The organism is Ruegeria sp. AL12 (assembly GCF_056540885.1).
Genome location: NZ_JBQFXN010000002.1, coordinates 186,843 through 206,062, shown reverse-complemented (window position 1 = coordinate 206,062; position 19,220 = coordinate 186,843). Strand labels below are relative to the sequence as shown.

The window sequence follows — 19,220 nt, the reverse complement described above, 5'->3', positions numbered from 1 at the left end:
ATGAGCGATATCGCCGGAACCAAACCCGCGCTCAGATGGGTGGTGCATCTGTCAGTCATCTTCCTGGTGGCTCTTTGGGTCATTCCTACGCTTGGCTTGCTGATTTCGTCCTTTCGGACGGCAGATCAGATTTCGTCCAGCGGCTGGTGGCGGTCGCTGTTTCCCTCTGAACAAAACCTGACGCTTCGCAGTGCCGCGCCCGAGACGCAGGTGCTGGAAAACGGAGTGTATGTCATTCAGGGGGCGTTGTTCGGCGAAGATGAGCAAGCAACGATTTCCAGATGGGGGATCAGTTCGCGCGAGGTTGATGCATTTGAACCGGGCCAAACAGCCGAGCTGCGCCGAGGTGGTACGATCACGGTGGATGCGGCGGGCAACTATCGGATGGAAAACACCGAGGAATTCACCGGGAAACGTGGTGCGCGCATCTTCGTAACAGCGGAACTGCCACCCGAGTTCACTTTGGAAAACTACCGAAAGGTTCTTCTGGATCAAAGCAGTACGGACAGCATGGCCAAGGCGTTTTTCAACACGCTGACGGTGACCATCCCCGCAACGATCATCCCGATTCTTGTTGCTGCCTTTGCGGCTTATGCGCTGGCATGGATGGAGTTTCCCGGGCGCGCCCTGCTGATCGCGGCCGTTGTTGGCCTTTTGGTCGTTCCGCTTCAATTGGCCTTGATCCCGTTGCTGAAGTTTCACCTCAATATCGGGATCGGCAAGGGCTATCTGGGTGTCTGGCTTGCGCATACAGGGTTTGGGATGCCCCTGGCGATTTACCTGCTGCGCAACTACATGGCCGGATTGCCGCGTGATCTGATCGAGAACGCCCGCGTCGACGGTGCCACCGAGTTTCAGATCTTTACCAAACTGATCCTGCCACTCAGCTTCCCGGCGCTGGCGTCTTTCGCGATCTTCCAGTTCCTGTGGACATGGAATGACCTGCTTGTTGCCAAGGTTTTCCTGATCGACGCGACCGGCCAGACAACCGTGATGACGAACCGCATCGTCGAGCTGCTGGGTACACGTGGCGGCAATTGGGAAATCCTTGCGACCGCTGCCTTTGTTTCGATCTTCGTGCCGCTGGTCGTCTTCTTCGCAATGCAAAAATACCTGGTCCGGGGCCTGTTGGCCGGATCTGTCAAATAGAGGCGTCTGATGAACGTGCAGAACAACCTTGAACAATGCAAAGCAACGAAACTGTCTTCGGACTGGTGGCGCGGTGGTGTGATCTATCAGATCTACCCACGCAGTTTTCAGGACAGCAACGGGGATGGGATCGGCGATCTGAAGGGCATCACTGCGCGACTGGACTACATCGCCTCTCTGGGCGTTGATGCAATCTGGATCTCGCCGTTTTTCAAATCGCCGATGAAGGATTTTGGTTACGACGTCAGCGATTACCGCGATGTCGACCCCATGTTCGGGTCGCTGGCGGATTTCAAAGAGCTTTTGGATCAGGCCCATGCCAAGGGTCTGAGGATCATGATTGATCTGGTTCTGTCGCATACATCCGATCAGCACCCTTGGTTCATCGAAAGCCGCAGCAGTCGTGAAAACCCGAAATCCGACTGGTATGTTTGGGCGGATCCCAAACCGGATGGCACGCCACCGAACAACTGGCTTTCGATCTTCGGCGGCTCGGCCTGGCAATGGGATGCCCGACGCCTGCAATATTATTTGCACAACTTCCTGACATCGCAGCCGGATCTGAATTTCCACTCTCCGGATGTTCAGGATGCGTTGCTGGACGTGGCGCGGTTCTGGCTTGATTTGGGGGTGGATGGCTTTCGGCTGGATACCATCAATTTCTATTTCCACGACAAGGCGCTGCGCGACAATCCCGCGCTGCCGATGGATCAACGCAACGCCACGATCGCACCGGCCGTGAACCCCTACAACCATCAGGACCACCTGTTTTCAAAAAGCCAGCCCGAGAACATCGCCTTCCTCGAAAGACTGCGGGCCTTGACGGACGAATATGAAGGCCGGGCTTGTCTGGGCGAGGTCGGAGATGCGCAGCGTGGGCTCGAGATTATGGGCGAATACACATCCGGGGATAAGCGGATGCACATGTGCTATGCCTTCGAGTTCCTGGAAAAACGTTCATTGACCGCCACTTACACCAAGCACGTTTTTGACCAGCTGGAAGCGAAGGCAGGTGACGCGTGGCCATGTTGGGCATTTTCCAACCACGACGTGCAGCGTCACGTCTCGCGCTGGAATTTGGATGACGCCGCAACCCGCCAGCACGCGGTTCTCATGATGTGCCTGCGCGGCTCTGCCTGCCTCTATCAGGGCGAGGAGCTGGGCCTGCACGAAGCGGATGTGCCGTTCGAGAAACTGCAAGACCCCTATGGCATCGAGTTCTGGCCCGAATACAAAGGCCGCGACGGCTGCCGCACACCGATGGTTTGGGCAGCACAAGATGAACAATCGGGTTTCAGCACCGCAGAGCCCTGGCTGCCGGTAAGCGCACAGCAGGCCGTGCAGGCGGTGGACCGATTGGAGGCGGATCCAAGCTCGATGTTGAACCACTACCGTCGCGCCATTGCCTTGCGGCATGCGCATCCTGCTTTGGCAACGGGGGCGCAGACCGGCATGACGGAAACGGGTTCGATTCTGTCTTTTGTGCGTGAGGATTCTCATGAGCAGATATTCTGCGCGTTCAATCTGGGCACGGATTCTGCCGCGTTCAATCTGCCCGAAGGCAGTTGGCAGGTCATGGGTCAGGACCTGGGCGGTGTCGAAGGAAGCGGCAACGTTGTCCTGAACGCGGCGCAGTTCATCCTGATGTACAGGAAAAAGGGATAAAGCATGTCTGAGCTCAACCTAACGGATGTCGCCAAGTCCTATGGCCCTGTCGATGTTTTGAAGAACATCAACCTCGACATCGAACAAGGCGAATTGATCGTTTTTGTCGGTCCTTCCGGATGCGGCAAGTCCACCCTGCTGCGGATGATCGCCGGGTTGGAGAAGATTACAGGCGGCACGCTGGAAATCGAAGGGCAGGTCATGAACGATGTTCCTCCTGCACAGCGGGGCATCGCGATGGTGTTTCAAAGCTATGCTTTGTATCCCCACATGACCGTTCGCGAGAACATGGCCTTTGCCCTGAAAATCGCGAAGATGCCCACAGCCGAGATTGATGCTGCCGTAGACCGTGCCGCTCGAATCCTTCAGCTGGAACCATTCCTGGACCGCCTGCCAAAAGCTCTTTCTGGGGGGCAGCGTCAACGGGTTGCCATCGGGCGCGCGATCGTACGTGACCCAAAGGTGTATCTGTTCGACGAACCCCTCTCGAACCTCGACGCGGCACTTCGGGTGGCCACGCGGATCGAGATCGCGCGTCTGAAAGAGGCCATGCCTGACAGCACCATGATCTACGTGACCCACGATCAGGTCGAGGCGATGACCCTGGCCAGTCGGATCGTGGTATTGGCCAACAAGGGCATCGCGCAGGTCGGGACACCGCTTGAACTGTATGAGGCGCCTGACAACGAGTTTGTTGCGCAGTTCATCGGTTCGCCGTCCATGAACCTGCTTTCCGGCACAATCACCGGAACCGGCGAAATGACCACCGTTGAACTGTCATCAGGCGGGATTGCAAGATCCGCGGTTCCAACCGAAGACAGTGAGCTGGGTAAAAAGGTCAATATCGGGGTGCGCCCCGAAGACTTGGCCATGACGGAAGACTCCGCGATTCTGTCCGGCAAGGTGGATTTCACCGAAGCCCTGGGCGAAGTCACGCTGCTGTATTTTGAGAAAACCTATGGTGCGGATGCAGTCATTGCAAAGCTGCCGGGCGTTCAGCGAAACCTGCGTGGCCAGACGGTCTCGGTCACGGCCGCACCGGACAAAGTGCATCTGTTCCACAATGGATTGTCCATGCGCAAATAGCAGCGAAACGCAGTTCTTGACAGAATTGCGTTTTGTGTTTCACCATAATTGAAACGTTTCAATGGTGAAAAATGCGGGTATCGGCGCAGCTTTACACGGTTCGGCAATGCGGTGACCTCTCGGACCAACTGAAGTTGGTTTCCGCTTGCGGGTTTTCGGATATCGAAACCACCGGTCTGCATGACATGACACCGCAAGAGATGGCGCGCATCGTCCATCAATCAGGTCTTAACCTTCGTTCTGCACATTTCGATTGGGAGGAGTTCCACGAGCGTTTCGACGACATCGTTGAAGTACTGCACCTTTTGGAATGCCAGGTGGCGGTCATGCCTTGGCTGGCGCCACAGGCGCGGCCCGGCACTGTCGAGGGATGGAAGGCAGTGTCGGGCCAGTTGTCCGATTGGGCAAATCGACTGAGGGATCACGGCGTCAGCCTAGCCTATCACAACCACGATTATGATCTGTTCGGGGCGCCGGGAAAAACGCCTCTTGAACAGATTCTGGCGCCAGAAAACATCTATTGGCAGCCTGATATCGGTTGGATCGTCGCGGCCGGTCAGGACGCGGCTGACCTGCTGGCGCGCCATGCGGATCGCATCCTGTCTGTTCATGCAAAGGACGTGGATCCGCAGGGCGGATCAGGCGACAGGCGCTGGCGCAATCCGGGTGAGGGTGTTGTCGATTGGGACGCCACGATACGAGCCCTTTCAGCCACCAAGTGCACCGACCTTTTCGTCGAGCATGATGAAACCGCCGATCACAGGCGTACCTTGCAAACAGGCCGGTTGTTTTTGACTGAACGGCTTGGGGGTATCGGCTGATGGCGCGGCCAACGATCAAATCGATCGCCCGTATGACCGGCTATTCAGTCGGCACGGTTTCAAACGCACTGCGTGGCGCTTCTTCGGTAAAACGGGAAACGCGGGAAGAGATCCAAAAGGCGGCGTCCGAGCTTGGGTATCGGGTCAATCTGGACGGCCTGAAACTGCGCACCAATAAATCCTACAGGATTGCGGTATTGGTCAGCGTTTCGGGCAGTGCCGCTGAAGAATGGGAGGGTGTGGAGTTTACCCGGATCCTGGCCGGAATATCCGACGCGGTTCAAGGGTCACGCTATGAGTTGAGTGTCTTCAGTGTACGAGATCTTGAAGCCGCATTGCAGACCCTACATTTCATTGTGCAGGAAGGGTTGGCAGACGGCGTGATCTTTTCCGGAACTCGGGTGAATGACCCGCGTATCGCCTATCTGCAAGATGAGGGGTTTCCGTTTGTCACATATGGGATGAGTGACAGTGCCCAACCACATCCTTACGTGGATCTCGACAGTCAGGCTGCGGCTTATGATGCAACGGCCCGGCTGCTGGCATTGGGGCACAAACGGATAGCGCTTATCAACCCGCCGGATGATCTGATCTATGCCCGTCAACGTCGCCAGGGATACTCAGATGCTCTGTCGGCCGGTGGCATGGAGTTTGACCCGGCCCTTGTTCTTCCCGGCCCGACCACGGCGAAGACCGGGCAAAGGGCCTTTGTGGCGCTCATGCGAAGGCACAACCGGCCAAGCGCCATCATTTGCGCCAACGAGGCGATGACCCTTGGCGCCTTGTCCGCCGCCGCCGACATGGGCGTTCAGGTCGGCAGGGATGTCGTCGTCATTTCAAACGACGATCTGAAACTCAGCCAGTATTTCATACCCCCGCCTAGCACCTACTATTTGCCGATAGGCGAGACCAGCCGCCTGCTGGGTGAATTCATGCTAAAAGCACTGGACGGCGTTGATCCGTCCGAAACGCAAAAAAAGATCAGGGCCACATTGATCGAGCGGCAACCTGACACCCCGGCGCCGGGCATGGCGCAGACCAACTGAGCCAACAGAGGAGAAACCGAACATGTTCAAAAACCTATTTGCCGTTGCAACGCTTGCAATGCTGACAGCGCCAGCGGCCTTTGCCGCCGATCTGGAAGGTCGCGTTCTCAAGATCGGAACGGATGCGACCTATCCCCCGATGGAAACCGTCGACGAAACAACCGGTGAAATCGTAGGCTTTGATGTCGATGTGATGAATGCAATCTGTGAAAAGATCAATTGCGTTCCGAATTTCGTAAACACCGCTTGGGACGGCATCTTTGCGGCGCTTCAACAGGGTGAGTTCGACCTGGTCATCTCGGGCGTGTCGATCACGCCCGAACGTGAAGAGACTATGGACTTCTCCGAACCGTACATCGTTGTCAGTCAGGCCATTCTGCTGCAAGTCGACAACGCGGATCTGACGCTTGAGGATTTCAAAGCAGGTGGCCAGAAACTGGCGGCACAAACCGCGACGACCAACGCCCAACTGGCGGAAGAGCTTGTAGGGCGCGAGAATGTCAGCCTCTACGACAACTTCTCGGCGGCTATTCTGGCGCTTCAGAACGCAGACGTGCAAGGGGTGATCATTGATGGCACCTCTGCCGCGGCCTACGAGCAGGAGTTTGCCGGAGAACTGACCGTGGGCATCACAGGCCTGCAATCGGATCCATTGGGTATCGTGTTTCAGGAAGGTGACCCGACGGTGGATGCAATCAATGCCGGTCTCGCCGCCATTCAGGAAGACGGCACGCTGGACACGCTGAAGGCCAAATACTGGGGCACAAACTGATCCTTCAAGCCCTTCCGGGCCCGGCGGCAGCCGTTGCCGGGCCATGTTTCAGCGGAGAAGTTCCATGTCGCGTCTCAGCACGATCCGCCCGAGCAATCTTGTATTGCTCGCAGCCGCCCCCTTCATCATCTATCTGTTCGCCACATCCTCGAAATATCTGCGATCTCTGATTGCAATTCTGGGGATCGGCAACAATGCAGGGCCGATTTTCGTCGGCTTTCTGCTGATCGTCTCGGTTGCAATCCTTGGATATCTCTGCGCCCGGCATGTACGTTTTTCCAATCACGCCCCAGGTTGGTTGCGCGTTTCGGCCCTTGCGGCGCTGCCCACATCAATTGCGCTTTTGATCATGAGCTTTGTATCTCCACAGCTTTTGATGCCCTTCGCGGAATCCGTTTTCTTTCATGCGCTCAGCGAGAACACATCAACCCTGATCGACCGGTCCAGTCAGACGTGGGTGTTGTATCCCGAAGTCGTGACCCAGGTTCAAACAGGACTGCAAGTTCTTCTGGCCGCATACACGGCCGTTGTCGCCTTGAGCCTGCTGTCGGCGCGGTTGCAACCCCCTTGGCGCAGGCGCGTTCTTTTGGGGCTGGAATGCCTTACCGGTGCGGTTTTGTTCTATCTGATGTTCATGGCCCACTGGCAGTTCGCGACGGGCGTTGCCATTACGTTTCGCGCAGCCATCTTCGCCTATATCTTCTCGGCCATTCTGGGCTTGATCTGGGTGGGGCTGCAATCGTTCAAACCACGGGCGCGCACCACGATTCTGTATGGTTCCATCAGCCTGGCATTGCTTGCGATATCAGCCTTTTTCTTCATGCAGCCGCAGGTCAGTTACGTTCTGGTCGGAAGCACCGAAGGGCGCATCGCCATTGTGCGCGGCACACCACAGGCGCAGGCTGACATCATCCGGTTTGGAGAGTTCGACGGTGCCGGCGACCAACAATACCGCATACGCAGCGCCACTGATGCGGCGGCCGCCCTCGAGCAGATTGAAACCGTCGACAGCGTTTCCGGAGCGTTTGTTCCCGTGGATGCTCATTCACAAGGCTATCCGGTTCTGTGGCAGACCAGTTTCCTGCCTGACAAATACCGGAATCCCGCTCTGGCTTTTGCTGTTTTCGGCTTTCTGCTGCTGACGCTGACCATTGGCGGCGCACAGCACAAGCTGCATCCTTTGGCGGTCGGGGCCGAATTTTTCGTGGACACGATACGCGGCATTCCGATGTTGGTTATCATTCTTTACATCGGCCTGCCCTTGGCGGGCGCGGTCAAGGATGCTACGGGCGGCGGCATTGATATGACCAACATGACACGCGGGATCATCGCGATTTCGGTCGGGTATTCGGCCTATATGGCCGAAATATTCCGATCTGGGATCGAGGCCATCCCGAAAGGGCAGCTGGAAGCAGGCAGTTCGCTGGGCTTGTCGCGCTGGCAGACGGCGCGGCTGATCGTTCTGCCGCAAGCCCTGCGGATCGTTACCCCGCCATTGGGCAACGAATTTATCGCGATGATCAAGGATACCTCGTTGCTGTCCATTCTGTCCGTCCGCGACATGACCCAAAGGATGCGAGAGTTTCAGGCAGCAAGCTTTCTGCCCTTTGCGCCGTTCAATACGGCAGCAATTCTGTACGTGGTACTCACTCTCTGTTGCGCAAGCTTCCTGAAATGGATCGAACGGCGCACGGCAAAGGACAACCGATGAGCAAACTGGAGCTTGGGGTTTGCTACTACCCCGAACAATGGGATCCGTCCCAGTGGCGCAGTGACGCCGCGCGGATGGCCGGGATGGGTTTGGATTGGGTTCGGATCGCCGAGTTCACCTGGGGTCTGATTGAACCGGAACGCGGGCGGTTTCACTGGGACTGGTTGGATGATGTCATCGAGATTCTGGGGCGGGCCGGTCTGCGGATCATGATGTCGACTCCAACGGCTGCGCCACCCAAGTGGCTGATTGATGAGCACCCCGAAATTCTGCCGGTTGGCCCGGACGGCCGGGTCCGGGGCTATGGGTCCCGCAGACATTATTGCTTCTCCAGTGACGTGTACCTGGCCGAGGCGCAAAGGATCGCGACGGAATATGCCAGCCGATATGGCCAGAACCCGCATGTCCATGCCTGGCAAATCGACAATGAGTACAACGACCACGACACCGTTCTCAGCTATTCCGATGCCGCGCGGTCTGGCTTTCGGCGCTGGCTGGCACAACGATACGGCACAATCGACGCACTGAACGAGGTCTGGGGGACCGTGTTTTGGGGGAGCCGCTATTCCGGCTTTGACCAGATTGAACTGCCCAACGGTTTGGTCGCTGCACCCAACCCCACCCATGCCCTTGATTTCAGGCGCTATTCTTCGGACCGGGTGCGGTTGTTCAACAAGGCACAGGTGGACGTGCTGCGCGAACATGCGCCGGGTCGAGATATCACGCACAATTTCATGGCCGGTAGTTTCGAATTCGATCACCACGCAGTGGCCGCCGATCTGGATATCGTCGGCTTTGACAGCTACCCGCTGGGTAATCTGATGGGCTCAACCCTGTCAGAGAAGGAAAAGCGCCGTTATCTGCGAACCGGCGCGCCTGATTATCAGGGATTTCATTGCGACTTGTATCGCAGTCAGGGGCGGGGGCGGGTATGGGTGTTGGAACAGCAACCGGGGCCGGTGGACTGGGCGGCACAAAACCCTTCCCCAGCCGAAGGGATGGTTCGGCTTTGGACCTGGGCCGCATATGCACACGGCGCGCAAGCTGTGATGTTTTTTCGATGGCGCCAGGCAAAGTTCGCGCAGGAACAATACCATACAGCCTTGCTGCGCTCGGATGACAGTCTGGATCAAGCCGCGCTCGAACTGGCTCAGATTGTGAAGGATCGCGAAAACCTGCCGTCAACGACGCGCGTTAAAGCCTCGGTGGCGATGATGCTGGATTACGCTTCGATCTGGGCGGCCGATATTCTGCCGCATGATGATGACTTCCCCAATTCCCATATCTTCCGCGAATGGTACACCGCCTTGCGCTGTCTGGGGGTGGACATTGATTTTGTGGGTCCCGAGGATGGTTTGGAAGGTTACGCACTGATCGTGCTGCCGCAAAGCATGATCGTGACCCCGGATCTGGCCGCAAGACTTGAGGTTTCGGGGGCAAAGCTTTTGATTGGTGCCCGATCCGGCAGCAAGACAGCTCAAATGCAGACCCCTTCGAATCTGGCGCCGGGTGCGTTGGCGGATCTGATCGGCGTCCGTGTCGTCCGTGTCGAATCGCTCCCGGATATTGCAAGGGAATCCGTGCAGTTGCAGAACGGTCAGCTTTTTGGCTTTGGCGGTTGGCGTGAAATCGTCGAGACCGAGGCAAATGTCCTGGCGCGCTTCAAAAGTGCCTATTGCGACGCCAGCCCAGCGGTCGTCCGGTCGGATCGTGCGACATATCTGGCCATGGTACCCGGCGGTGCGCTCGTGCACGAGATTATGCGCGATGTCTTGGAATGGGCAGGGCTGAAGCCTCTGGACTGCGATCCAGACCTACGCGTAACCCGACTCGGTACGTTGCAGTTTGCTTTCAATTTTGGTGACATGTCCAAACCCCTGCCTGGTGGTGGATCACGACGAATTTTGATCGGCTCGGATCCGGTTGGCGCGCGCGATTTTACCGTATGGCAGGTAAACTAACGCTCTGAAATTCAACCGAAACGTGTCAAGAACAAAAACTGGACATAAGAATTCCGTAAACTGTCACTTTTGGACTGACGAACGGGCACAGAAAGTCCTATGAATAAAAATACAAAAACAAACTCATCCAACAATGGGAGATCACCTATGGCTAAACATTCTTCATTTTCGAGACGCTCTGTGTTGAAAGGCGCAGGTGCCGCGGCACTTGCGGCACCCCTTTACAGCAAGAGCGCTCTGGCGTCGTCGGGCGAAATCAACATTCTGATGTGGTCGGACTACCTGCCGCCCAGCTTCATCGAAGAGTTTGAGACGCTTACTGGAATCAAGGTGAACTATACCGGTATCGGCTCGAACGAAGAGATCATCAACAAGATGAAGGCCACCAAGGGCCAGGGTTTTGATATCGTTTCACCGACCAACAACCGGTCGTTGCAGTGGGAACCGCTGGAGCTGCTCCAGCCCTTCGACATGAACCGGGTTCCGATCGATCTGGTGAACCCTGCCATGGCCAAGATTGGCACTGATGCGTGGAACTTTGGCGATTCAGGTGCGCACTGGCTGCCGCATATCTGGGGTACAGAAGGTATCGCTTACCGTACTGACCTGTGGCTGCCGGATGGTGATGCGCCGTCCTATGGCGACGTGTGGTCGGAAGCGAACGCCGGTAAAACCATGGGCCGCGCGCATTCCATGATGCTGGGTGCCGGCCTTTACATGGAACGCGCTGGCGAGATGGAGCCGGGTTCGGTCTGGGCGGCATATGGTGATGAAGACACCATGCGCAAGGTTTGGGGCCAGATCACCGACTGGTGCGTTGCACGCAAGGACCGCATCAAATTGATCTGGAACGACGCCGACACACAGAAGAACGGTCTTCTGAACGAAGGCGTTATTGTTGGCCAAACTTGGGACGGCCCACCCCTTGCACTGAAATCCGCAGGCGAGCCAGTACACTATCAGGCGCCTGTCGAAGGTGCTATGGCTTGGGTGGATGGTATGTCCATGCCGACTGGTGCCGCGAATATCGATCAGGTTTACGCTTTCATCGACTTTGCCTATCAGGCCAAGCCGGCCGGTGTTGCGATTGACAGCCACGGCTACAACTCGCCGGTATTGGGAGCCGACCAGTATTCCGGCGACACCTACAAGAAGAACTTTGCCGAGGCCTATCCGGGCGACTCGCTGGCCAATCTCAATCCGTGGCCTGCAGAAGCGCCGTGGTATGCTGAAACCCGGACTGAGTTCGTCAACAAGTTCAAGAGCGCTTAAGCGTTCCGAACCTTCGCCCTCCGCATCCTGCGGGGGGCACCCATCTGCGCGCCGTCCCGGCGTGGCGGACACTAATACTGTGTGGTGACAACACGCACCTCAGGGAGAAACCAAAAATGAGTGCAGGGGTCGGAGTCGATCTGGAAAACCTGTGGATCCGTTTCGGCGACTTTGTCGCCGTGCGCGATGCAAACGTCAACATCAACGGGGGCGATTTCTTTTCTTTCCTCGGGCCATCGGGCTGCGGAAAAACAACCATTCTGAGGGCAGTGTCCGGCTTTCTTGAACCAAGCGAAGGCAACGTCCTGATTGGTGGCAACAATATGCGTGGCATCGGGCCCAACAAGCGTCCAACGGCGCTGATCTTTCAGAACCTCGCATTGTTCCCGCTGATGAAGGTCTGGGAAAACATCACGTTTTCCATGGAAATCAAAGGGGCCAGTGCTGCCGAACGCCGCAGGCGCGCCGATGAGCTTCTGGACATGATTGCGTTACCGGGGCAAGGGGACAAGCTGCCAAGCGAATTATCAGGCGGTCAACGTCAGCGTGTTGCTATTGCCCGGGCACTCTGCGCTGAGCCAGACGTGTTGTTGCTGGACGAGCCCCTTTCGGCACTTGACCTGAAGCTGCGCCAGCACATGCGGACCGAGTTGCGTGAAATTCAGCAGCGCGTGGGCATTACCTTCATCTACATCACGCACGACCAGGGCGAAGCGCTGACCATGTCAGACAATATCGCCGTCATGCGTGCCGGTGTGATTGATCAAATCGCCGACGGGAAGACGATTTACAACGATCCCAACACGGCTTTCGCGGCTTCATTCGTTGGCGAAAACAATGTGTTCCGCGGGAAAATCAAGCAAGTGATGGGCAAGGAAGCTTTGATCGCGACCAACCGTTCGGGTGATCTGGTGGCAAGGATTTCGACGGCCAATCAGGGCAAGATGAAAGAAGGTGATGACGCGATGATGTTCATCCGTCCCGAGGCCTTTGCGATTGCCCCCGATGGCGCAACGGGCGATCACTTCGTCACCGCCCGGGTCAATCATGAAGAGTTCGAGGGCAACGTCTTTAACATCTTCACAGAAGGTGAAGGCGGAAAAGAAATCAAGGTCTCGATCCCCAACCATGGGCAATCTTTTGAGGACCACACCGGACAGAACATCACGCTGGAATACGAGACGCATAACGCGGTCATCGTTCCTGCCGGTGAACTGGCAGCGGAATAGGGGGACGATCTCATGCCCCGATTCCTGAAAGAATTCTTCAATCGCAACGGCACCGGTATGGGTTTGGCGATCCTGGGTCTGGTTCTGTTCTGGACCATCGGCCTTATCATCCTGCCGCAGCTGTCGATGCTGGATTTCTCGTTCCGTCCAAACCTCCCGCCTCCAGAGATTGGCGGGCCGAAGGACGTCTATACGCTGGAAAACTACAAGTACCTGATATACGGCCCTGAAGGCGGCAGTCAGGATTACAACACGGTTGACCTGCGGGTGTTCTTCCGCACCCTCGTGGCGGCCGTTTGCGTCACGATTTTCAACCTGATCATCTGCTATCCGATCGCCTACTATCTGGGGCAGTCCGAAGGCAGCCATATCCGCATCTTCGCGATCATGCTGATCATCCCTTACTGGATCAACGAAATCCTGCGCGCCTTTGCGTTGCGCATTATCTTCGGTGAAACCGGTGTTCTGAACACGTTGTTCGTGGGGCTGGGGGTCTGGGATACGCCGTTCGACTTCATCCGGAACGATATCGCGCTCTATGCCGGGCTGGGTTATGCCTATATTCTGCTGATGATCTTCCCAATGTATAACGTCATAGAAAGCCTGGACAAAAATCAGATCGAAGCCGCGCGCGACCTTGGTGCGCCGTGGTGGCGGATACATTGGCGTGTGGTCATTCCATATGCCAAGCCAGGGATCAGTTCGGGCTGTACGATGGTGTTCATGCTGTCTGCGGGCGCGCTGGCGGCACCGCAGATCCTGGGCGGGCCGTCGTCGCTGTGGTTCACACAGCTGATCTATCAGCAGTTCAACGATAACAACGACTGGCCGCAAGGGGCTGCTTACGCGATCGTCCTGCTGGTGACCTGTATCCTGTTCGTGCTGGCCATGATGCGCCTGTTCAAAGTGAACATGGGGGATATCGGGAAATGAACAATTCCTTTCTCCGCATAAGCATCTGGGTATATCTGGCGATCTTCTTCCTGTATCTGCTGGGGCCGCTTGTGATCATGTCGATCACCGCGTTCAACTCGTCCGGCTTCCCGCGGATGAGCCCGTGGGAATGTCTGACCTTCCAGTGGTTTGGCGAGCTGTTTCAGGATCAGCGCATCCTGAACGGCATCAAGAACTCACTGATCATCGGGATCGGCACGGTCATCCTGTCAGTGGCCATGGGTCTGGCGGGTGCACTGATGCTGACCCAGATCTGGCCAAAACTTCGGGCGACTTACTATACGATCATTATCGCTCCGATCCTGATCCCGGGTGTTGTTCTGGGTATCTCGACGCTGGTGTTCTGGGATCGTATCAACCGGATGCTGGGACTGGGGGCGGACAGCTTCCTGTCAAATGGCATTTTTCTGACGGTGATCGGCCAATCAACCTTTATCGCCAGCTACTGCATGCTGGTGTTGGTGGCACGCTTGCAGCGCTACGACGTGGCCTTGACCGAGGCTGCGCTGGACCTTGGCGCCAGCCACGCCCAGGCCTTCCGCAAGATCCTGTTGCCGTTCATGCGCCCGGCGATTGCATCGGCAGCGGTGTTGGCGTTCCTCGCATCGTTCGAAAACTACAACACCACCACCTTTACCTTCGGTGAATACCCGACGTTGACGATCGAACTGGCCCAAAAGGTCCGTTATGGCATCACACCCGCGATCTCGGCGCTGGCCTTCATCATCGTGGCGCTGACAGTGTTCTTCGCTCTGCTGAACGAAGCCAAGCTGAAACGTCAGGAACTGGTGGCAGCGGCGCGCAAGAACGCGACGGTTGAAGAGCTGGCCGGCAAGATCAAACTGCCCAGCTTCTTTTCCGGCAACATGGCAGCGGTTCTGCTGGTTGTATTTGCCGTCGCAACGATCACAGTTGTCGGCACTGCGGCCACCTACAATCCGGCGCAGTGTATCGCTGATGTCCGCGAGCAGAAGAAGTTGGAAGCGGAACAGCGTATTCAGGAGTTGCGCAAACAGCGTGAAGAACGCCTCAAGCAACGCGAAGCTGAAGAAGCGGAACAGGGCGGTGTTCAAACCACCCCGAAACCGTCGAACAACAGCGGCTTTGGCAATGTTTTTGCACCGAACTCTTTAGGGGGTGACGAAAACGAAGGCGCAGATGGTGGGTCTGACTCCGAAAGCGCTCCGTCCAACAACAGTGGTTTCGGCGGGGTGTTTGACCCCAATAGCCTGCAAAGCGACGAATAGCGGCGCAGCTTCGTAACCTCGGCACCCGCCCGGACTGACCTCAGGTCGGTTCGGGCGGATTGCGTTTCAGGATTTTGACGTCACAACCTTCGACGGTGAGCCCGTTCCAATCCACCGGCCCCGCGTTGTAGTTGATCAGGAAGTCATGATTGGCCGTCTCGCGCAGTCGCAGGCCTTGCGGCATCCTGCGCAATGTCAATTCGGCTTCTTCCGCCGCCATGGCTATCACGCGATCCCAAAGGTCTGCATCCGGGAAGCCTGCCAAGTACCAGATTCCGTCCCCTGCCTTGAGAGCAGGTGTTCCGTCTTCGAAACTCAGCAGGTCTTGGGCCGTTCCTGACAATCGGTCGATCCAATGCTGCGCCGTTCCGCCACCCTTGACCGCGCGTTCAACCGTGGGCGGCAGAGTTTCGACCAGATCAACATCGCAATCGATCCTGCTCAGACCGGGTCTGCCCTTTTCAGGGATTTGAAAATCGCGGGTGATCGCGCCGCTGCGCGGTCCCAGAATGGCAAGATCGCATCTCTCAGCCAGACGTTGTTCCACATCAGGATCCATTGTGGCCAAACCGGGGGCAAAGATCACCGAGTAATTGCCTGGAATGTCCTTCGCCGAAACAAAGTCTACCGACAGACCGGCCCGTCGCAGCGCGCGATATGCCGAAAAAACCAATCGGAAATAGTCAAATCCCGCGCCTTGTGGTTGTGTGGACCACGCCCAGTCCGAGGCGTAATCGAACAGAATGGCCACTTTGGCCTGTATCTGTTGCACCGCACCCAACAAGTTCAGGTCATCCGCGGTCTGGCGGGCCTCTGCCAGTGCAGCAGCAGGGTGATTGTTCGATGTCATGAAGCCGGCATGCATTTGCTCTTGCGCAAACGGGGCTTGCCGCCATCGGAAATAACTCACCACCTCGGCGCCATGAGCAACGGCCTCCAATGACCAAAGCCGCACCATTCCGGGCAGCGGCGCCGGATTATACGGTGCCCAATTCACCGGGCCGGGTTGTTGTTCCATCACCCACCAACGGCCGCGCCCGACCGCCCGGTAGAGATCATGATGAAACGCCTGCATGTCCGGATCGCCCTGTTGCAAAAAGGCGGTCTTGTGCGCGTCGTCGGCGTCCAGCCGGTCCGACAGAAAACCGATCGGATAACTGTCCCAGGTGGCGATATCCAGATCCGCGCCAACCTTGAAATGATCGAAGTCCAGAATACGGCCCATGTAATTGTGCAAGAGCGGCGCATCAGTCAACGGTCGCAGCGTATCCACCTGTGCTTTGTTGAAGGCCGCGACCTGATCCGAACTGAAGCGCCGGAATGCCAGTACATGAGCCGGGTTCGGCTCGGTCACGATTTGATTGGGCAGGTCGATTTCGCTGAAGTTGCGATATTCCATCGACCAGAACACATTGCCCCACGCTTGGTTCAGCGTTTCAATTGTTCCATACCGTTCGACCAGCCAATGGCGAAACGCCTGTTGGGCAGCTGCGCTGTAACTGAGAGTGGTGTCGTGACACCCATATTCATTGTCAATCTGCCACGCGACCACATGGGGGTTCTTACCGTACCGTTCACCCAATATCCGGGCGATACGGGTAGATTCGTCGATATAGCCTTGATGGCTAAAGCAGTAATGCCGCCGGGATCCGAACTTGCGCGGGTTGCCGTTTTCATCGGCAGCCAGCATGTCCGGGTGTTTGTCCAACATCCAGCGCGGCGGCGTTGCGGTTGGCGTGCCCAGCACGACCTTCAATCCGGCTCCACCGAGTGTCTCAATCGCGCGATCCAGCCATTCGAATTTAAAAACGCCGGATTGCGGCTCGATGCGGCTCCACGCGAACTCGCCAATGCGCACCCATGTCAGGCCTGTTTCGACCATTTGCGCGGCATCGTCGGCCCACATCGTCTCTGGCCAATGTTCAGGATAATAACAAACGCCCAGTTCCGGCTTCATAAGATGACCTTGTGTTCTGCCTGACCCTGACCTGCGTTTCGCGCGGCAAAGGTCATGCCGTTGGTCGGTTGGCTGTCTATTGCTTCTGCGCTCAATCCCTGACGGGCCGTTGTGCAGAAAAGCGTATTCAGTTCATCGCCCCCGAAAGCGGGACATGACGTATGGGATGCGTCAAATGCAACGGCCTTCAGAAACATGCCGTCGGCCGTGTATGCCGCAATCCGGCTGGCACCCCATTGTGCAATCCAGATATTCCCCTGGGCATCGATGACCGCACCATCCGGGTTCAGACCTTCTTTGCGCAAATCCAAGAAAACTGCGCTGTCGCCTTCCGGCCACCCGGTTTCGGCGTTCAGACGCCAGCGCCTGACTTGTTTCGTTGCGGTGTCACAGAAATAGGCCACCGAACGATCGGGCGCAAAACAGATCGCGTTGGAGATTGTTACATCCGGAACCAATCGTCTCAACTCACCTTTCCAGAAGCGATAGATTGATCCGGCCCTAGGTTCCGCCTGCTTGCCCATTGTGCCGATCCAAAACCCACCCCACGGATCGGCGCGGCCATCGTTTGAACGGGTGACGGGGTTGTCGGCTTCCAGAGGCGTGATCAAGTTCCGCTTTCCGGATTGCAAATCGAAACGCCACAGCCCCGTTTCCGACGCCATAAGAAGCGTATCGCGATCCACCCAGCCCGCGGCCGAGACATGTTCATCGAAGCTCCAGCTTTTTGGCGCGTCCCGCTCGCGGGTCATCAGGCGTTTGCCGATGATATCGAACCAGAAAAGCTGACATCTTTCAGGATGCCACAACGGGCCTTCGCCCAACTCGCAGGGGCGGTCGTCAAAAATGGTGCTCATCCGGCGGCCTCGTCATAGGCCGCAACGATATGCCGGGCGCGCTCGGCGATTTCGGCGACATCCATTCCGGGTTTGTAAAGTGCAGAGCCTATCCCGAAGCCATCTGCGCCCGCTTTGATCCATTGCCCGAAATTGTCGGGTCCGGCACCGCCAACAGCAAAAACAAGCGCGCCTATGGGCAAAACCGGTCGTAAAGCGGCCAAACCCGCCGGACCAGCCATCACCCCCGGGAACAGCTTCAACCCGGTGGCCCCGGCCTTGAGGGCCGCAAAAGCTTCGGTTGGGGTGTAAACCCCCGGCCAGTTTTGCAGGCCCAACGCGACGGAACGCTTGATGACCTCGGCGTCATAGTTGGGCGATACGATCAACTTGCCTCCGGCGGTCGACACAGCGTCCACCTGATCGACTGTCAAAACCGTGCCCGCGCCGATCAGGGCCTGATTTCCAAACGCATCAACCAAAGTGCTGATACTGTCGAGCGGATCCGGAGAATTGAGCGGCACTTCGATCCGGTCGATGCCGGCATCGATTATGGCGCGGCCAACGGCTTTGGCTTCGTGCGGTTGCAAGCCACGCAATATGGCGATGATGGGACGGCTCATGCGGTTTGCCTTGTCATGTTTCGGGCCAGCGCAAGCCCGGCCAGAGTTGCCTCGGTGGCGTTTGCGGTTTCCACGAATGCGCCCTGCCGTTGCAAGGCTGTTGCATATGTCTGCGACACGCCCTCTGCTCCGATAACGGCCAGTTGCTGCCCCAGCCAATAGGGCCGTGTCGCGGCCAGTTCGGCCCCGATCAACATTCCGGAAAGGCGCGCGCGTGCGGTGGCTTTGGCCTGACCTTCCAGCAAGTCCGCCGCTCGCAGGTTGAAAAGACGCGCAGCCAATTGTTCGGGCTTTGACAACGTGTCCGCAACCGCCTCGGCGAAGGCGTCTTCGTCCCAGCCCGGGCCTACAGAGTGCCGCAGCACGGACTGACCACACAGCAGGTCGAACAACTCACCCGTCATGAAGGTACGAAAGCTTACAACCTCGCCAGCGCTTACCTGAACCCATTTGGTGTGGGTTCCGGGCAGGCAGATGACGCCGTCCCAATTCTGGCGCGCGCCCAGAAATCCGGCAATCTGGGTTTCCTCACCCCGCATCACATCCGGTGGGGTTGTCTGTTTCAGACCGGGTATGACAAAGGCCCGAATGCGCGGGTCTGATCCAGGTACGCGGATCGGGACATCCGGCAAGGGGTCCGACGGCACGGTCGAATAAGGGGCTTCCACCCAGCCCTGTCGTGCGCCGACCATTCCGCAAGCGACCACATCCACCGGCGCGCCGGGCAGCCAGTTTTCGATCAAATCCAGCAGGGCGGCTTGAAACCCGTCAGGTCCGACATGCGCCATGCCCTTGTCGGATTGCGCATGGTTCAGCGCGGTCGAACCCTGCATGGCCCAGGCCCGTAAATGAGATGTTCCCCAGTCGACGGCGATCCATTCAGTATTCATA

16 protein-coding genes are annotated in these 19,220 nt (G+C 57.3%); 12 read left to right on the top strand and 4 right to left on the bottom strand.

Annotation, left to right across the window (positions count from 1 at the left end; translation table 11 throughout):
• From ACR0C6_RS08775 to ACR0C6_RS08720, 12 genes are all read left to right on the top strand, one after another.
• Positions 1-1,149, top strand: a complete 1,149-nt coding sequence (locus ACR0C6_RS08775) for a carbohydrate ABC transporter permease (RefSeq protein ID WP_171615168.1) — start codon at positions 1-3, stop codon at positions 1,147-1,149.
• Between the two features lie 9 nt (positions 1,150-1,158).
• Positions 1,159-2,814, top strand: coding sequence for an alpha-glucosidase (locus ACR0C6_RS08770; protein ID WP_480618902.1), 1,656 nt, complete (start codon positions 1,159-1,161; stop codon positions 2,812-2,814).
• A gap of 3 nt (positions 2,815-2,817) precedes the next feature.
• Positions 2,818-3,900, top strand: a complete 1,083-nt coding sequence (locus ACR0C6_RS08765) for an ABC transporter ATP-binding protein (RefSeq protein WP_480618901.1) — start codon at positions 2,818-2,820, stop codon at positions 3,898-3,900.
• 71 nt (positions 3,901-3,971) lie between these two features.
• On the top strand, positions 3,972-4,721 hold the full coding sequence (locus tag ACR0C6_RS08760; protein WP_480618900.1) for a sugar phosphate isomerase/epimerase family protein: 750 nt from the start codon (positions 3,972-3,974) through the stop codon (positions 4,719-4,721).
• On the top strand, positions 4,721-5,767 hold the full coding sequence (locus ACR0C6_RS08755) for a LacI family DNA-binding transcriptional regulator (protein WP_480618899.1): 1,047 nt from the start codon (positions 4,721-4,723) through the stop codon (positions 5,765-5,767). The genes ACR0C6_RS08760 and ACR0C6_RS08755 overlap by 1 nt, the downstream gene beginning before the upstream one ends.
• A gap of 22 nt (positions 5,768-5,789) precedes the next feature.
• Complete coding sequence (locus tag ACR0C6_RS08750; RefSeq protein WP_480618898.1) at positions 5,790-6,539, top strand: basic amino acid ABC transporter substrate-binding protein; 750 nt, start codon at positions 5,790-5,792, stop codon at positions 6,537-6,539.
• Between the two features lie 64 nt (positions 6,540-6,603).
• Positions 6,604-8,250: an amino acid ABC transporter permease gene (locus ACR0C6_RS08745; protein WP_480446354.1), complete on the top strand. Its 1,647-nt coding sequence runs from the start codon at positions 6,604-6,606 to the stop codon at positions 8,248-8,250.
• Positions 8,247-10,211, top strand: coding sequence for a beta-galactosidase (locus ACR0C6_RS08740; protein ID WP_480618897.1), 1,965 nt, complete (start codon positions 8,247-8,249; stop codon positions 10,209-10,211). Before ACR0C6_RS08745 ends, ACR0C6_RS08740 begins: the two co-directional genes overlap by 4 nt.
• A 147-nt stretch (positions 10,212-10,358) precedes the next feature.
• Positions 10,359-11,483, top strand: a complete 1,125-nt coding sequence (locus ACR0C6_RS08735) for an extracellular solute-binding protein (protein WP_480446356.1) — start codon at positions 10,359-10,361, stop codon at positions 11,481-11,483.
• 116 nt (positions 11,484-11,599) lie between these two features.
• Positions 11,600-12,712 carry an ABC transporter ATP-binding protein gene (locus tag ACR0C6_RS08730; protein ID WP_152460254.1) on the top strand — a complete coding sequence of 371 codons (1,113 nt, stop codon included), beginning with the start codon at positions 11,600-11,602 and terminating at the stop codon, positions 12,710-12,712.
• Positions 12,713-12,724: 12 nt separating this feature from the next.
• The gene (locus tag ACR0C6_RS08725) at positions 12,725-13,645 is read left to right on the top strand and encodes an ABC transporter permease (RefSeq protein ID WP_171119259.1); all 921 of its coding nucleotides are present in this window, start codon (positions 12,725-12,727) and stop codon (positions 13,643-13,645) included.
• A complete protein-coding gene (locus tag ACR0C6_RS08720) occupies positions 13,642-14,913 on the top strand; it encodes an ABC transporter permease (protein ID WP_171119261.1) in 1,272 nt (423 codons plus the stop codon). The genes ACR0C6_RS08725 and ACR0C6_RS08720 overlap by 4 nt, the downstream gene beginning before the upstream one ends.
• 40 nt (positions 14,914-14,953) lie before the next feature.
• On the opposite strand, the gene ACR0C6_RS08715 is transcribed toward ACR0C6_RS08720, so the two are convergent.
• The 4 genes from ACR0C6_RS08715 to ACR0C6_RS08700 are packed head-to-tail and all read right to left on the bottom strand — an operon-like array spanning position 14,954 to position 19,219.
• Positions 14,954-16,870 carry a beta-galactosidase gene (locus ACR0C6_RS08715; protein ID WP_480446358.1) on the bottom strand — a complete coding sequence of 639 codons (1,917 nt, stop codon included), beginning with the start codon at positions 16,868-16,870 and terminating at the stop codon, positions 14,954-14,956.
• A complete protein-coding gene (locus ACR0C6_RS08710) occupies positions 16,867-17,727 on the bottom strand; it encodes an SMP-30/gluconolactonase/LRE family protein (protein ID WP_480446359.1) in 861 nt (286 codons plus the stop codon). Before ACR0C6_RS08710 ends, ACR0C6_RS08715 begins: the two co-directional genes overlap by 4 nt.
• Positions 17,724-18,329 carry a 2-dehydro-3-deoxy-6-phosphogalactonate aldolase gene (locus ACR0C6_RS08705; protein WP_480446360.1) on the bottom strand — a complete coding sequence of 202 codons (606 nt, stop codon included), beginning with the start codon at positions 18,327-18,329 and terminating at the stop codon, positions 17,724-17,726. The genes ACR0C6_RS08710 and ACR0C6_RS08705 overlap by 4 nt, the downstream gene beginning before the upstream one ends.
• Positions 18,326-19,219: a 2-dehydro-3-deoxygalactonokinase gene (locus tag ACR0C6_RS08700; protein WP_480446361.1), complete on the bottom strand. Its 894-nt coding sequence runs from the start codon at positions 19,217-19,219 to the stop codon at positions 18,326-18,328. The genes ACR0C6_RS08705 and ACR0C6_RS08700 overlap by 4 nt, the downstream gene beginning before the upstream one ends.
• Position 19,220 lies beyond the last annotated feature (1 nt).

What these genes read in the sequence shown, in the direction of transcription:
- ACR0C6_RS08730 (WP_152460254.1), top strand. Translation starts at nt 11,600, where the DNA reads ATGAGTGCAGGGGTCGGAGTCGATCTGGAAAACCTGTGGATCCGTTTC.
- ACR0C6_RS08710 (WP_480446359.1), bottom strand. Translation starts at nt 17,727, where the DNA reads ATGAGCACCATTTTTGACGACCGCCCCTGCGAGTTGGGCGAAGGCCCG.
- ACR0C6_RS08760 (WP_480618900.1), top strand. Translation starts at nt 3,972, where the DNA reads ATGCGGGTATCGGCGCAGCTTTACACGGTTCGGCAATGCGGTGACCTC.
- ACR0C6_RS08765 (WP_480618901.1), top strand. Translation starts at nt 2,818, where the DNA reads ATGTCTGAGCTCAACCTAACGGATGTCGCCAAGTCCTATGGCCCTGTC.
- ACR0C6_RS08755 (WP_480618899.1), top strand. Translation starts at nt 4,721, where the DNA reads ATGGCGCGGCCAACGATCAAATCGATCGCCCGTATGACCGGCTATTCA.
- ACR0C6_RS08750 (WP_480618898.1), top strand. Translation starts at nt 5,790, where the DNA reads ATGTTCAAAAACCTATTTGCCGTTGCAACGCTTGCAATGCTGACAGCG.
- ACR0C6_RS08770 (WP_480618902.1), top strand. Translation starts at nt 1,159, where the DNA reads ATGAACGTGCAGAACAACCTTGAACAATGCAAAGCAACGAAACTGTCT.
- ACR0C6_RS08715 (WP_480446358.1), bottom strand. Translation starts at nt 16,870, where the DNA reads ATGAAGCCGGAACTGGGCGTTTGTTATTATCCTGAACATTGGCCAGAG.
- ACR0C6_RS08735 (WP_480446356.1), top strand. Translation starts at nt 10,359, where the DNA reads ATGGCTAAACATTCTTCATTTTCGAGACGCTCTGTGTTGAAAGGCGCA.
- ACR0C6_RS08775 (WP_171615168.1), top strand. Translation starts at nt 1, where the DNA reads ATGAGCGATATCGCCGGAACCAAACCCGCGCTCAGATGGGTGGTGCAT.
- ACR0C6_RS08720 (WP_171119261.1), top strand. Translation starts at nt 13,642, where the DNA reads ATGAACAATTCCTTTCTCCGCATAAGCATCTGGGTATATCTGGCGATC.
- ACR0C6_RS08725 (WP_171119259.1), top strand. Translation starts at nt 12,725, where the DNA reads ATGCCCCGATTCCTGAAAGAATTCTTCAATCGCAACGGCACCGGTATG.
- ACR0C6_RS08745 (WP_480446354.1), top strand. Translation starts at nt 6,604, where the DNA reads ATGTCGCGTCTCAGCACGATCCGCCCGAGCAATCTTGTATTGCTCGCA.
- ACR0C6_RS08705 (WP_480446360.1), bottom strand. Translation starts at nt 18,329, where the DNA reads ATGAGCCGTCCCATCATCGCCATATTGCGTGGCTTGCAACCGCACGAA.
- ACR0C6_RS08740 (WP_480618897.1), top strand. Translation starts at nt 8,247, where the DNA reads ATGAGCAAACTGGAGCTTGGGGTTTGCTACTACCCCGAACAATGGGAT.
- ACR0C6_RS08700 (WP_480446361.1), bottom strand. Translation starts at nt 19,219, where the DNA reads ATGAATACTGAATGGATCGCCGTCGACTGGGGAACATCTCATTTACGG.